Origin of the sequence: Streptomyces sp. ISL-11 (genome assembly GCF_018614525.1) — a bacterium.
Taxonomy (GTDB): domain Bacteria; phylum Actinomycetota; class Actinomycetes; order Streptomycetales; family Streptomycetaceae; genus Streptomyces.
Genome location: NZ_JAGGOL010000167.1, coordinates 1 through 15,456, shown reverse-complemented (window position 1 = coordinate 15,456; position 15,456 = coordinate 1). Strand labels below are relative to the sequence as shown.

Annotated in this window: 4 protein-coding genes and 1 pseudogene; 1 reads left to right on the top strand and 4 read right to left on the bottom strand. The window is 72.6% G+C overall.

Annotated features, from left to right (window positions below):
- From J7E86_RS27310 to J7E86_RS32135, 4 genes and pseudogenes are all read right to left on the bottom strand, one after another.
- Positions 1-1,750: type I polyketide synthase (locus tag J7E86_RS27310; RefSeq protein WP_215085292.1), on the bottom strand; the 1,750-nt coding region annotated here is incomplete at its 3' end.
- Positions 1,751-1,815: 65 nt separating this feature from the next.
- Positions 1,816-11,973, bottom strand: coding sequence for a type I polyketide synthase (locus J7E86_RS27305; protein WP_215085290.1), 10,158 nt, complete (start codon positions 11,971-11,973; stop codon positions 1,816-1,818).
- Positions 11,974-12,095: 122 nt separating this feature from the next.
- Positions 12,096-14,678, bottom strand: a complete 2,583-nt coding sequence (locus J7E86_RS27300; protein ID WP_374223870.1) for an SDR family NAD(P)-dependent oxidoreductase — start codon at positions 14,676-14,678, stop codon at positions 12,096-12,098.
- 42 nt (positions 14,679-14,720) lie between these two features.
- Positions 14,721-14,915 (bottom strand): annotated as a pseudogene (locus J7E86_RS32135) (hypothetical protein); the annotation flags it as partial.
- Between J7E86_RS32135 and J7E86_RS31415 the strand changes: the two are divergent.
- The coding region (locus J7E86_RS31415; RefSeq protein ID WP_251019767.1) for a hypothetical protein at positions 14,865-15,456 on the top strand (592 nt) is incomplete at its 3' end. The pseudogene J7E86_RS32135 and the gene J7E86_RS31415 sit on opposite strands and share 51 nt — an antisense overlap.

Genomic DNA, 15,456 nt, shown 5'->3' with positions numbered 1-15,456 from the left:
CACGGCCCATACCAGCCCGCTGCGAGCCCTGACCCGAGAACACCACAGCCAACCGACCCACACCGGCAGCAGTACCCGTAACCACACCCGGCCCGGCCTCACCACGAGACAAAGCGCCCAGACCGGCCACCAGATCCTCACCTGAGGCACCGAGGACGACCGCCCGGTCCTCGAACGCCGCACGCCCCGAGGCCAACGACCAGCCCACATCCACCGGCGACAGCCCGGCGTCACCCTCGACGTGCGACAGCAGACCCGCGGCCTGCCCCTTCAGCGCGTCCGCCCCACGGCCCGAGAGCACCCACGGAACCAGTGGAAGCTCCACGGCCCCCGCAGCGGCCTCGGCGGGCTCCGCCTCCGGCGCCTGCTCCAGGATCACGTGCGCGTTCGTACCGCTCACACCGAACGAGGACACACCCGCACGCCGCGGCCGGTCCCCGACCTCCGGCCACTCCCGCCGCTCCGTGAGCACCGAGACCGCGCCCGACGTCCAGTCCACCTGGTGCGTCGGCTCGTCCACGTGCAGCGTCCCCGGCAGGGAACCGTGCTGCATGGCGAGCACCATCTTCATCACACCGGCCACACCGGCCGCGGCGGCCGTGTGCCCGATGTTGGACTTCAGCGAACCGACCCACAGCGGTTGTTCGTCCGAGCGGCCCTGGCCGTAGGTCGCCAGGAGCGCGTCCGCCTCGATCGGGTCGCCCAGCGTGGTGCCCGTGCCATGCGCCTCCACCGCGTCGACCTGCGCCGACGACAGCCCGGCGCTCGCCAGCGCGGCCCGGATGACCCGCTGCTGCGAGGGACCGTTCGGGGCGGTGAGGCCGTTGCTCGCACCGTCCTGGTTCACGGCGCTGCCGCGCACCACCGCGAGCACCGGGTGGCCGTTCTTCCGCGCGTCCGAGAGCCGCTCCAGGAGCAGCATGCCCGCGCCCTCGCCCCAGGCGGTGCCGTCGGCGGCAGCGGCGAACGGGCGGCACCGGCCGGTGCGCGACAGCGCGCCCTGGCGGCTGAACTCCACGAACGTCTCGGGGGTGGACATCACGGTGACGCCGCCCGCGAGCGCGAGCGAGCACTCGCCCGCCCGGAGGGCCTGCGCGGCCAGGTGCAGGGTGACCAGGGACGACGAGCACGCCGTGTCCACCGTCACCGCCGGGCCCTCCAGGCCGAAGGTGTAGGAGAGCCGGCCGGAGACGACGCTGGCGGCGATGCCCGTGGCCAGGTAGCCGTCGGACTTCTTGGGGGCGCGCCGCAGGAGCGCCGCGTAGTCCTGCCCGTTGGTGCCGGCGAAGACACCGGTGCGGCTGCCCTTGAGCGACGACGGGTCGATGCCCGCGCGCTCGATGGCTTCCCAGGAGGTCTCCAGGAGCAGTCGCTGCTGCGGGTCGAGGGCGAGTGCCTCACGCGGTGAGATCCCGAAGAAGGCGGGGTCGAACCGGCCGACCTCGTCGAGGAAGCCGCCTTCGCGGACGTACGACGTCCCGGGCCGGGAGAGCTCCGGGTCGTACAGGCCCTCGACGTCCCATCCGCGGTCCGTGGGGAACTCCGAGAAGGCGTCGCGGCCCGAGGCGAGCAGCTCCCACAGGTCCTCGGGGGAGCTGACGCCGCCGGGGTAGCGGCAGCTCATGCCGATGATGGCGATCGGCTCGTGCTCCCCCGACTCCACTTCCTGCAGGCGCTGCCGCGCTTCGTGAAGCTCGCCTGTCACTCGCTTCAGGAAGTAGCGAAGCTTGTCCTCGCTGCTGTTCTTCACGCGGTACCACTCCAGGGGTTGAGAAAGTCTTCAAGCATGGGGAAATTGCGCCGGGCGTACGGCTGTCAGGAAATGCCGAGCTCTTTGCTGATGAAGTCGAAGACTTCGTCGTCGGAGGCCGAGTCGAACTTCTCGGCGGCATCGGATTCACCTGTGGGTTCCGTGGCCTCGTCGCACAGTTGGAGCAGCGCCTTCAGGCGGAGTGTTATCTCACCGCGGGCGTCCTCTTCGGACACGATCCGGGCGATGTCGGATTCCAGTTTTTCGAGGTCCCCGAGGATCGCGCCGAAGCGCTTGGGGCCGTTCTCGTCCAGCTCGCCCCGCAGATGGTCGGCGAGGGCCTGGGGTGTCGGGTGGTCGAAGGCCATGCTGGCGGGCAGCCGCAGGCCGGTGGCGGCGCTCAGGCGCTTGCGGAGTTCGACGGCCGCGAGGGAGTCGAAACCGAGCTCCTTGAAGGCCCTGTCGGCGGTGATCGTGTCGGTGTCGGGGTGGGCCAGCACCGCCGCGACCTGGGTACGGACCAGGTCGAGCAGCTTCCAGCTCTGCTCGGCCGCGGAGAGCCCGGCCAGTTCCGCGCGCAGTGTCGTGGCCGCGGTGGCCGGATCGCCGGTCTCCTCGCCGGTCCGGCCGCCGGTGGCCTCCAGAGCCTGCCGGGCTTCGGGGATCTGGTCGATGAGCGGGGCGGGGCGGCCGGTGGCGAGCCCGGGGGCGAAGCGCGCCCAGTCGACGTCGGCGATGGCCGCGACGGCCTCGCCCCGGTCCATGGCGCGTGCCAGGGCGGCGATCGCGTCGTCCGGGCCCATCGGCACCACACCGCCGCGCTGCAGCCGTTCCTCGCCGACACCTTCGGTGGCCAGGCCGCCGTCGGCCCAGGCGCCCCAGGCCACCGAGGTGCCGGGCAGGCCCTGGGCGCGGCGGCGCTGGACCAGCGCGTCGAGGAAGGCGTTCGCGGCGGCGTAGTTGCCCTGCCCCGCGCCGCCGACCGTGCCGGCCATCGAGGAGAAGACGACGAACGCCGAGAGGCCCAGGTCCCGGGTCAGCTCGTCCAGGTGGACGGCCGCGTCGGCCTTGGGGGCCAGGACTCCCGCGAGGCGGGCCGGCGTCAGGGCGTCGATGACACCGTCGTCCAGCACCCCGGCCGTGTGCACCACGGCGGTCAGCGGGTGTTCCGCGGGGACCGAGGCCAGCAGTCCGGCCACCGCGTCCCGGTCGGACACGTCGCACGCCACGACGCGTGCCACGGCACCCAGCTCGGCCAGCTCCGCGACCAGCTCGGCCGCGCCCGGCGCGGCCGGGCCGCGACGGCCGGCCAACAGGATGTACTCGGCGCCGCCGCGGGCCAGCCAGCGCGCCACATGGCCGCCGAGCGCACCCGTACCGCCGGTGACGAGCACGGCTCCACCCGGCTGCCACCCCTGCCCGTCGGCGCCTCCGGCACCGGCGCGCAGCAGACGGCGGCCGAACACCCCGGCGGGGCGTACGGCGAGCTGGTCCTCACCGCCGGCGTCCGCGAACACCGCGCACAGCCGGTCCGCACCGCGCTCGTCCAGCACCTCGGGAAGGTCGACGAGACCGCCCCAGCGCTCGGGGTGCTCCAGGGCCACGACCCGGCCCAGGCCCCACACCTCGGCCTGCACGGGGTGGGAGAGCAGCTCGGTGTCGTCGACGGCGACCGCGCCGCGCGTCACACACCACAGCGGTGCCCCGACGCCGGCGTCACCCAGCGCCTGTACCAGCACCAGGGTCCCGGCGAGCCCGGCGCCGACCCCGTCGGAGCCGGGGTGCGCGCCCTCGCGCTGCGCGAGGAACGACACCACGCCGCCGAGCGGCGCGGCGTCCTCCACCGCCCCGGCCACGGACCGCGCCCACTGCTCCCGGCCGGCGCCGGCGTCCAGTTCGAGGCGGAGAGTACGGGCGCCCCTGGTCTCCAGGGCCCGGGCGGTCAGTGTGACCTGCGGGTCGTCGGTGAGACCGGAGGGCACGGCGAGGAGCCAGGTCCCGGTCAGGGCGGCGGAGGAGTCGGCGGCCACCGGCTTCCAGCCGATCCGGTAGCGCCACGCGTCCAGGCGCGACTGCTCGCGCTGCTGCCGCCGCCAGGAGGAGAGGGCGGGGAGTACCTCGCTGAGGGGCTGCTCGGCGGACAGGTCGAGCTTCGAGGCCAGCGACTCCAGGTCCCCGCGTTCGACGGCTGCCCAGAACTCCGCCTCCACCTCGTCGGCCGGCGCGGCGGCACCGCTGTCGGCCGGGGCTTCCAGCCAGTAGCGGCGGCGCTGGAAGGCATAGGTCGGGAGGTCGACGCGGGAGGCTCCGGTGCCCTCGAAGGCGCGGGCCCAGTCGACCGGGACGCCTTGGACGTGCGCGGTCGCGAGGGAGGTCAGGAAGCGGTCGAGACCGCCCTCGTCGCGGCGCAGGGTGCCGGTGACGACAGGGGGCCGCTCGTCGAGGATCTCCTCGACGCTCATCGTGAGCACCGGGTGCGAACTCACCTCGACGAACGCCCCGTAGCCCTCGTTGGCCAACACCCCGACAGCGGACTCGAAGCGGACGGTCTGCCGCAGGTTCCGGTACCAGTAGGAGGCGTCCAGGGCCGTCGTGTCGGCCCAGGCGTTGTCGACGGTGGAGTAGAACGGGACGCTCGACGACCGCGGGCTGACACCGGCCAGCACCTCGGCCAGCTTGGACTCGATGCGCTCCACGTGAGAGGTATGGGACGCGTAGTCGACCGGCACGCGGCGGGCGCGCACACCGTCCGCCTCGCACTCGGCGATCAGTTCGTCCAGGGCCTTCGGGTCACCGGCCACGACCACGGACGCCGGGCTGTTGAGGGCGGCGACCTCGATCAGTCCGGACCACCGCGCGATATGGGACTCCACCTCGCTCAGCGGCAGGGCAACGGACACCATGCCACCATCACCAGCCAGATCCTCGGCGATGGCCTGCGACCGCAGGGCCACGACACGGGCCGCGTCATCCAAGGACAGCGCCCCGGACACACAGGCAGCGGCGATCTCACCCTGCGAGTGACCCACAACGGCGGACGGCTCGACACCGTACGAACGCCACAACGCCGCCAGCGACACCATCACCGCCCAGGACGCGGGCTGGACAACGTCAACCCGGTCAAAGCCGGGCGCACCCGGCACCTGCCGCAGCACGTCCAGCAGCGACCAGTCCACGTAACCCGACAGAGCGGAAGCACACTCGCTCATCCGCTCCGCGAACACCGGCGAAGCATCCAGCAACTGAGCACCCATACCGGCCCACTGCGAACCCTGCCCCGGGAACACGAACACCACCCGGTCCACACTCCGACCGGCGCCCTCCGGCAGACCCGTCACCAGCCCCGGAGCCTCCTCGCCCCGGGCCAGCGCGCCGAGACCGGACAGCAGTCCGTCCCGGTTCCCGGCGACGACCACGGCCCGGTGGTCGAACGCCGCGCGGCCGGACGACAGCGACCAGCCCACGTCCACCGGCGACACATCGGCAGCGCCCTGAACGTGGGACAGCAACCGCGCCGCCTGGGCGCGCAGCGCGTCCACGCCACGGCCCGACAGCACCCACGGGACCGCGGGCAGCTCGGCCGGGGCCTCGGGGGCCGGGGCCTGGGGGGCTTCCTCAAGGATGAGGTGAGCATTCGTACCGCTCACACCGAACGACGAAACACCCGCCCGGCGCGGACGACCCTCGGCCTCCGGCCACTCCCGCTGCTCCGTGAGCAGCGAGACCGCGCCCGCCGACCAGTCCACCTTCGACGACGGTTCACTGACGTGGAGGGTCCGCGGCAGCACGCCGTGCCGCAGGGCCAGCACCATCTTGATGACACCGGCAACACCGGCGGCGGCCTGCGTGTGCCCGATGTTCGACTTCAGCGAACCCAGCCACAACGGCCGGTCCTGCGGACGGTCCTGCCCATACGTCGCCAACAGCGCCTGCGCCTCGATCGGGTCACCCAGCGTCGTACCGGTGCCGTGCGCCTCGACGGCATCCACGTCAGCTGCCGTCAGCCCGGCGCTCGCCAGGGCCTGACGGATGACCCGCTGCTGCGACGGGCCGTTCGGCGCCGTCAGACCATTGCTCGCACCGTCCTGGTTCACCGCACTGCCACGCACCACGGCCAGCACCTGGTGGCCGTTCCTCCGCGCGTCCGACAGCCGCTCCAGGAGCACCATGCCCGCACCTTCGGCCCAGGCGGCGCCGTCAGCGGTGTCGGAGAACGACTTGCAGCGGCCGTCCACGGCCAGCCCACGCTGGCGGCTGAACTCCACGAACGTCGCCGGGGTCGACATCACCGTGACACCGCCGGCCAGCGCGAGCGAGCACTCACCCGCACGGAGGGCCTGCGCAGCCAGATGCAGGGTGACCAGCGACGACGAGCACGCCGTGTCCACCGTCACCGCCGGGCCCTCCAGGCCGAAGGTGTAGGCGATACGCCCGGAGGCGACACTGCCCGCGCTGCCGTTGCCCAGGTAGCCCTCGAAGCCTTCGGGGGCCACGCGCAGCCGGGAGCCGTAGTCGTTGTACATCACACCGGCGAACACGCCCGCCCGGGTGCCCCGCAGCGACGCCGGGTCGATCCCGGCCCGCTCCAGCGCCTCCCAGGAGGTCTCCAGCAGCAGCCGCTGCTGCGGGTCCATCGCCAGCGCCTCGCGCGGCGAGATGCCGAAGAACGCCGGGTCGAAGTCGGCGGCGTCGTAAAGGAAACCGCCTTCGCGGACGTAGCTCTTGCCCTGCCGCTCCGGGTCCGGGTCGTAGAGGTTCTCCACGTCCCAGCCACGGTCCATCGGGAAGGCCGACACCGCGTCCGTTCCGGCGGCCATCAGGTCCCACAGATCCTCGGGGCTGCCCACGGCTCCCGGGAACCGGCAGCTCATCCCCACGACCACGATCGGGTCGTCGTCGGATGCCGTGGCGACGGCCGTCGCCGTAGTGGGGGCAGCGGCACCCAGCAGCTCGTCGAGGAGCCGGTGGGCGAGGGCGGTGGGTGTCGGGTGGTCGAACACCAGGGTCGCGGGGAGCCGCAGACCGGTCGCGGCGTTGAGCCGGTTCCGCAGGTCGACGGCCGTCAGTGAGTCGAACCCGAGCTCCTTGAACGCCCGGCTCTCCTCCACCGCCTCACCCGAACCATGTCCCAGCACCGTCGCCACCTGGCCGCGTACGAGCTCCAGCACGGTGCGGAGCCGCTCGGCGGCGGGCTGCCCCGCCAGGTGCTGCGCGAGCCCGGCGGAACCCGCCGAGTCCGCGGCCGAGGCGCGCGCTCGCCGCACGGGGGCGCGGACCAGTGCCCGCATTACGGCGGGAAGCGAGTCCCCCGCGGCCTGGAGGGCAGAGGTGTTCAGCCGCATCGGCAGCAGCGTGGCCTCACCGGTGGCGACGGCCGTGTCGAAGAGGGCCAGCCCCTCATCGGACGAGAGCGGCACGAGACCCGAGCGCGCCATGCGCGCCAGGTCGGCCTCGCCCAGCTCGCCCGTCATGCCACTGCGCTGCTCCCAGAAACCCCACGCCAGCGACACACCCGGCAGCCCCTCGGCCCGCCGCGCCACCGCCAACGCGTCCAGGAACACGTTCGCCGCAGCGTAATTGCCCTGACCCGCCGTCCCCAGCACACCCGACGCCGAAGAGAACAGAACGAAGGCGGAGAGGTCGAGGTCGCGGGTCAGCTCGTGCAGGTTCCACGCCGCGTCCACCTTCGGCCGCAGCACACCGTCGATCCGGTCCGGGGTCATCGCCGAGACGAGACCGTCGTCCAGGACGCCCGCCGTGTGCACGACCGCGGTCAGCGGGTGCTCGGCCGGTACGGACGCCAGGAGGTCCGCGAGGGCCTCCCGGTCGGCGACGTCGCACGCCGCCACACGGGCCGACGCGCCGAGCTCGGCCAGGTCCGCGACCAGCTCGGACGCACCCGGCGCCTCAGCACCACGACGACTCACCAGCAACAACTGCCGCACACCGTGCACCACGACCAGGTGCCGGGCGACCAGACCACCCAGCGTGCCCGTGGCACCCGTCACCAGCACCGTGCCCGAACCGAAGTCCGCGGAGGAGCCGGCGGCGGCAGCGGTGGCGCGGGCCAGGTGCGGCACCCGCACCCGGCGGTCACGCACGGCCACCTGCGGCTCTCCCGACGCGAGGGCCGCAGGGAAGACGTCGTCCGACAGATCCACCTCCCGGTCGCTGTCCAGCAGGACGAAGCGGTCCGGGTTCTCCGACTGAGCCGACCGCAGCAGACCCCACACCGGGGCCACCACCGGATCCACGACGTCCGGGCCCGCCGGCACCGCGCCCCGCGTCACGACGACCAGCCGCGACGCCGCGAACCGGTCGTCCCCCAGCCAGGTCTGCGTCAGGGACAGGGCCCGGTGCAGCGCCGCCCGTGCGGCGGTGGCCGTCTCACCCGTTCCGGTGACCGGCACGGTGAACGGAATCACCACCGCTTCGGGCACCTCCGCACCCGACGCGACCGCAGCGGTCAGCGCGTCGAGGTCCGCGTAGACCCCGGCACTTCCCGGAGCGACCGGCGACACCGTCGCGTCGACCCAGTCGGTACGGAACAGCGCGTCGTGAAGGCCGCCCCGGGCGGCGTTCCCGAGCTGCTCCGGGTCGACGGGCAGGGACACCAGGGAGTCGACCGTCGCGACCGGCCGGCCCGTGCCGTCGGCCACCGTCACCGACACCGCGTCCGGACCGGCCGGGGCCAGCCGCACCCGCAGCACCGAGGCGCCGGCCGCGTGCAGGGACACGTCACGCCAGGCGAACGGCAGGCGCGCCTGGTCGTCCGCGAAGAACCCACCCAGTCGCATGCCGTGCAGCGCCGCGTCCAGGAGTGCCGGATGCAGGCCGAACCGGGTCGCTTCCTCCCGCAGTTCCTCGGGCAGCGCCACCTCCGCGAAGACCTCGTCGCCACGCCGCCACGCCGCCCGCAGGCCCTGGAAGGCGGGCCCGTAGACGTGTCCTGCCTCGAGCAGCCCGTCGTAGAGGCCGTCGGTGTCCACAGCGACCGCGCCGGCCGGCGGCCAGGCGGCAAGGTCGTCCGAGGGGCTGCGGGACGCGCCGGCAGTGAGGGCGCCCGTGGCGTGGCACGTCCACGCCTCGTGGGCTTCCGCGCCCTCCGGCCGCGAGTAGACGCCCAGCCCGCGACGTCCCGACTCGTCCGGCTCGGCGACCGTCAGCCGCAGCTGGACCGCACCCCGCCCGGGGACGATCAGCGGGGCCTGGAGCGTCAGCTCCTCCACGGTGTCGCAGCCGACCTCGTCACCCGCGCGGATCGCCAGCTCCACGAACCCGGTCCCGGGCAGCAGGACCGTGTCACCCACGGCGTGATCGGCGAGCCACGGCTGGGTCCGGGACGACAACCGCCCGGTGAGCACCACGCCCCCGGAGTCGGGCAGGTCGACCGCCGCGCCGAGCAGGGGGTGCGCGGCGGAGAGCAGGCCGGCCGAGGTCATGTCGCCGATGCCGGCGGGGTTGACGTCGAGCCAGTAGCGGCCGCGCTGGAAGGCGTAGGTGGGGAGGTCGACGCGGGTGGCGCCGGTGCCCTCGAAGGCTCGGGTCCAGTCGACGGGCACGCCGAGCACGTATGCCTCGGCGAGGGAGGCCAGGAAACGGGCGGGACCGCCCTCGTCACGGCGGAGAGTTCCTACCGCAAAGGATTCCTCGGCCCCGGGGATCTCCTGGAGGCTCATGGTCAGGACCGGGTGGGCGGACACCTCGATGAAGGCCGCGTCCCCGTCCGCCAGGAGGGTGCCGACGGTCTCCTCGAAACGGACCGTGCGGCGCAGGTTGCGGTACCAGTAGGCAGCGTCCAGGGCCGTCGTGTCGATCAGCTCGCCGGTGACGGTCGAGTAGAACGGCACGCTCGACGACCGGGGGCTGACGCCGGCCAGGACCTCGGCCAGCTTGGACTCGATGCGCTCCACGTGAGAGGTGTGCGAGGCGTAATCCACCGGCACGCGGCGGGCGCGGACACCGTCCGCCTCGCACTCGGCGATCAGTTCGTCCAGGGCCTTCGGGTCACCGGCTACGACCACGGACGTCGGGCCGTTCAGCGCGGCGACCTCGATCAGACCCGGCCACCGGGCGATACGGGCTTCCACGTCGGTGAGCGGCAGGGCGACGGACACCATGCCACCGAGCCCGGCCAGATCCTCGGCGATGGCCTGCGACCGCAACGCCACCACACGCGCCGCGTCGTCCAGGGACAGCGCCCCGGACACACAAGCAGCGGCGATCTCACCCTGCGAATGACCGATGACGGCGGACGGCTCGACTCCGTACGAACGCCACAGCTCCGCCAGCGACACCATCACCGCCCAGGACGCCGGCTGCACCACATCGACCCGGTCCAGGCCGGGCGCCCCCGGTACCTGCCGCAGCACATCGAGCAGCGACCAGTCGACGTAAGCCGACAGCGCGCCCGCGCACTCGGCCATACGCTTCGCGAACACCGGCGACGACTCCAGCAACTGAGCACCCATGCCCACCCACTGCGAACCCTGACCGGGGAAGACGAACACGACCCGGTCCCCGGCCGAGCCGACGCCCGTCACCGGTCCGGCCACCAGGCCGGGGGCTTCCTCGCCCCCGGCCAGAGCGCCGAGGCCGGCGATCAGAGCGTCCCCGTCCCCACCGGCCACCACGGCCCGGTGGTCGAACACCGCACGGCCCGAGGCCAGCGACCAGCCCACATCCACCGGCGACAGATCCGCGTCACCCTCGACACGCGACAGCAGCCGGGCGGCCTGGGCCCGCAGCGCGTCCACGCCACGGCCCGACAGCACCCACGGCACCGCGGGAAGTTCAACGGTCTCCGAGACAGCCTCGACCGGCTCGGGCTCAGGGGCCTGCTCCAGGATCACGTGCGCGTTGGTGCCGCTCACACCGAACGACGACACACCCGCACGCCGCGGCCTGTCCTCCACCTCGGGCCACGCCCGCTGCTCGGTGAGCAGGGAGACCGCGCCCGCCGACCAGTCGACCTTCGTCGACGGCTCGTCCACGTGCAGCGTCCGCGGGAGCGTGCCGTGCTGCATCGCCAGCACCATCTTGATCACACCGCCCACACCGGCGGCGGCCTGGGTGTGCCCGATGTTCGACTTCAGCGAGCCGAGCCACAGCGGCCGGTCCTCCGGCCGGTCCTGCCCGTAGGTCGCCAGCAGCGCCTGCGCCTCGATCGGGTCACCCAGCGTGGTGCCCGTGCCGTGCGCCTCCACCGCGTCGACATCAGCGGCCGACAGCCCGGCGCTCGCCAGAGCGGCCCGGATGACGCGCTGCTGGGAGGGGCCGTTGGGCGCGGTCAGGCCGTTGCTGGCACCGTCCTGGTTGATGGCCGAGCCGCGTACCACCGCCAGTACGGGGTGGCCGTTCTTCCGCGCGTCCGAGAGCCTCTCCAGGAGCAGCATGCCCGCGCCCTCGCCCCAGCCCGTGCCGTCGGCGGTGTCGGAGAACGACTTGCAGCGGCCGTCGACCGCCAGTCCGCGCTGGCGGCTGAACTCCACGAACAGGCTGGGAGTGGCGATGACGGTCACACCGCCGGCCAGCGCCAGCGAGCACTCGCCCGAACGCAGGGCCTGCACGGCCAGGTGCAGGGCCACCAGCGACGACGAGCAGGCCGTGTCGACGGTGACCGCCGGGCCCTCCAGGCCCAGGGTGTAGGACACACGGCCCGAGGCGATGCTGCCCGCGCTGCCGTTGATGAGGTAGCCCTCGAACTCGTCCGAGGCGCCGCCGTTCTGGCGTGCCGAGCCGTAGTCGTCGTACATGACTCCGGCGAAGACGCCCGCCTTGCTGCCGCGCACCGAGTCGGGGTCGATCCCGGCCCGCTCGAAGACCTCCCACGCGGTCTCCAGCAGCAGCCGCTGCTGCGGGTCGATCGTCAGGGCCTCACGCGGGCTGATGCCGAAGAACGCGGGGTCGAACTCGGCGGCGTCGTGGAGGAATCCGCCTTCGCGGGTATAGGTCCTGCCCTTGCGCTCCGGGTCGGGGTCGTAGAGGTTCTCGACGTCCCAGCCGCGGTTCGTGGGGAATCCGGAGACCGCGTCACCGCCCGACGCGATGAGTTCCCACAGGTCCGACGGGGATTCCGTGCCGCCCGGATAGCGGCAGCTCATCGCGACGATCGCGATCGGCTCCGTGTTCTCCTCCTCGATCTGCTGGAGCCGCTGCCGAGCCTGGTGCAGGTCGCCCGTGACCCGCTTCAGGTAAGCGCGGAGCTTTTCCTCGTTCGCCATCCCCGTATTTCCCTCTCACGATCAAGAATTCGCGCCACGCGGCGGTGACGCAGCGCTGTGCAACACTCACGCACTGGCAAGGCAGGTGGTAAGGCAGTGGTAAGGACCCGGCAAGCAGCGGATCAGAGCTGCTCGTCGATGAAGCTGAAGAGGTCGTCGTCACTCGCCGATTCGAGCTGATCCACGACAGAGGCGTCCTGCGAGTCCGCGGCGGCGGACTCGCCGTATTTCACGAGGAGTTCCTGCAACCGGGCCTGGATGCGCCCGTGGAACGGGTCATCCGCGCCGATGGTGGCGAGGACGGATTCCAGTGCGTCGAGTTCCCGCAGTCCGAGCTCGGCCGGCGTCACGCGTGCCGGGACCAACTCCGTTTCCAGATAACCCGCCAGCGCTCCGGCCGTGGGGTAGTCGAAGATGAGCGTCGCCGGGAGCCGCAGGCCGGTGGCCGTGTTCAGCAGGTTGCGCAGTTCGACGGCCGTGAGGGAGTCGAAGCCGAGCTCCCTGAACTGCCGTCCGGGTTCGATGCGCGCGGGGGTGGCATGGCCCAGGGCCGTGGCCACGTGCATCCGCACAAGGTCGAGGACCGCGCGGGACCGCTCGCCGTCGCCCAGGCCCGCCAGGCGCTCGCGCAGCGCCTCGCCGCTGTTCCCGTTCCCGCCGCCGGCCGTCGGCCGTCCGTCGTGTGCGGCCTGTCTGCGGGCCACGGGGGTTCGCACGAGGCCCCGCAGGACGGCGGGTATGCCGTCCGAGCCGGCCCGGGTGCGCAGCGCGGCCATGTCGAGCCGCATCGGCAGGAGCAGTGCCTCGCCCTCCGTGGCCGTGGCCGCGTCGAACAGCGCGAGGCCGCGGTCGGTCGGCATGGGGGCGATGCCCATGCGGCCCAGCCGCTGGACGGCGCCCTCGCCCAGTCGCTCGGTCATGCCGCTCCGCTCGTCCCACAGCCCCCAGCCGAGCGAGTGCGCGGGGAGGCCGAGGAGGTGCCGGTAGTGGGCCAGGGCGTCCAGGAAGACGTTGGCCGCCGCGTAGACGCCCTGCCCGGCCGTACCGAGCGTGCCGGCCGCACCGGAGAAGAGCACGAACGCGGAGAGGCCGAGGTCCTTCGTGAGCTCGTGGAGGTGGAGCGCCGCGTCGACCTTGGGGCGCAGCACCCGTTCGATCTGGTCGGGAGTGATCGTCGTGATGGTGGCGTCGTCCAGCACACCGGCCGCGTGGACGACCGCCGTCAGCGGGTGCTCGGCGGGGATGCCCGTGACCACGCGTGCCAGGGCTTCGCGGTCGGAGGTGTCGCAGGCGACGACGGTCACCTCGGCGCCCGCGGCGGCCAGTTCGGCGCGCAGTTCCGCCGCGCCTTCGGCCGTGGGGCCACTGCGACTGGTCAGGAGCAGCCGCCGTACGCCGTGCTCGGTGACGAGGTGGCGGGCGACGATCCCGCCGAGGGTGCCGGTGGCCCCGGTGACAAGAACGGTCCCCTGGGTCTGCGGACGCGGGTCGAACGTCACCGTCCGGTCCGCGGCGCCGGCCGGGGTCACCCTCGTCACGCGCGGTACCAGCAGGTCACCGTCGCGCAGGGCGACCTGCGACTCGCCGGTGGCCAAGGCCTCCGGCAGGGTCAGGGCGGAGAGCACCTCGTCGTCCAGGTCGACGAGGACGAAACGGTCGGGGTTCTCCGCCTGCGCCGACCGGATCAGGCCCCACAGCGGGGCGTTCGCCAGGTCGGGCCGCTCACCGGGGCGGGTCACGGCGGCGTGCCGGGTGAGGAACACCAGCCGGGAGTCGGCAAACCGTTCGTCGGCCACCCACTCCCGTACGGACGTGAGCGCGCCGTTCACAGCCGTGCGCACGTCCGCGGCCACCGCCCCGGTGCCCGCCCGGTCGACGTGGTCGGAGACGCACGCCAGAAGGACGACGTCCGGAACCTCCGCACCCGAGGCGACCGCCGCGCGCAGTGCGGGCAGGTCGCGGTACGTCTCCAGGGCGGAGAAGCCAGGGTCGACACCCACCGAGGCGCCCAGTTCGACGCTCAGCTTGAACTCGTCCGGGCCGACCACGGCCCACACCCCGGAGCCATCGCCCCGGGCACCGGCGGTCTGCTCCGTCGGGACCGGCACCCAGTCCACGCGGAACAGCGCGTCACCGCCGCCTGCGGCGCCGTTGCCGAGCTTGTCCGCCTCGACCGGCCGGAGAACGAGCGAGTCGATCACCAGCACGGGCTGTCCCGTGCCGTCGGCCACGGTCACCGACACCGCGTCCGTACCCTCGCCCGCGGGGGCCAGGGCGACCCGCACCGATGACGCGCCGCCCGCTTGCGGCGACACACCGCGCCACGCGAACGGAAGCCTCAGCTGCCGGCTGCCAGCAGCGAATCCGCCGAGCCGGAGGCCGTGCAGGGAGGCGTCCAGCAACGCCGGGTGCAGGGCGGAACCGGCGGCGTCGGCCTGCTGGTCCTCGGGCAGCGCGGCCTCGACGAAGACCTCGTCCCCGCGCTGCCAGGCCGCGCGCACGCCCCGGAAGGCCGGGCCGTACTCGTAGCCGTCGGCGGAGAAGTTCTCGTACAGGTCGTCGATCTCCACCGGGACCGCGCCCTGCGGGGGCCACACGGTCAGATCGGTGGCCGCGAGCGCGGCGGCACCGCTGAGCACGCCCGTGGCGTGGCGGACCCATGCCTCGTCGGAGGGGCTGTCCTCCGGCCGTGAGTAGATCTCCAAGGAACGGCGATCGGTCTCATCAGGACCACTGACAGTCAACCGCAACTGGACGGCACCACGCTCGGGAACGACCAGCGGCGCCTGAAGCGTCAGCTCCTCCACCGTCCCACAACCGACCTCATCACCAGCACGGACCGCCAACTCCACGAAACCCGTACCCGGCAACAGGACAACACCCGCCACCACATGATCAGCAAGCCAAGAATGAGACTGCAACGACAAACGACCCGTCAGCACCACACCACCAGAACCCGGCAGCACCACAGCCGCACCCAACAACGGATGCCCCGCAGACTCCAGACCCAGCACACCAGGCTCGAACACCGCCCCCGACGTCTCCAGCCAAAAACGCTGACCCTGGAAAGCGTAGGTAGGGAGGTCGACGCGGGAGGCGCCCACACCCTCGAAAGCAACAGCCCAGTCCACACCGACACCATGGGCCCACGCCTTCCCCAGACCGGCGAGGAAGGACTGGACCTCGGGGCGGCCGGAGCGCAGGACGGGCGTGAAAACACCATCCGGAAACGTTTCCGCACCCATACCACTGAGAACACCATCGGGACCGAGCTCGACGAAAACGGAGACGCCCCTGTCACCGAGGGCCTCAATACCGTCGGCGAACCGGACCGCACCACGGACATGACGCACCCAGTAGTCCGCCGAACCGAGCTCGTCGGCGGAAGCCAGAACACCGGTGACATTGGAGACCACCGGGATCCGCGGAGCCTGATAGCTCAAACTCTCCGCAACCGCGCGGAATTCGTCCAGCATCCCATCC

Excerpts from the sequence above, each read along its gene's own strand:
- J7E86_RS27305 (WP_215085290.1), bottom strand. The coding sequence starts at position 11,973 with ATGGCGAACGAGGAAAAGCTCCGCGCTTACCTGAAGCGGGTCACGGGC.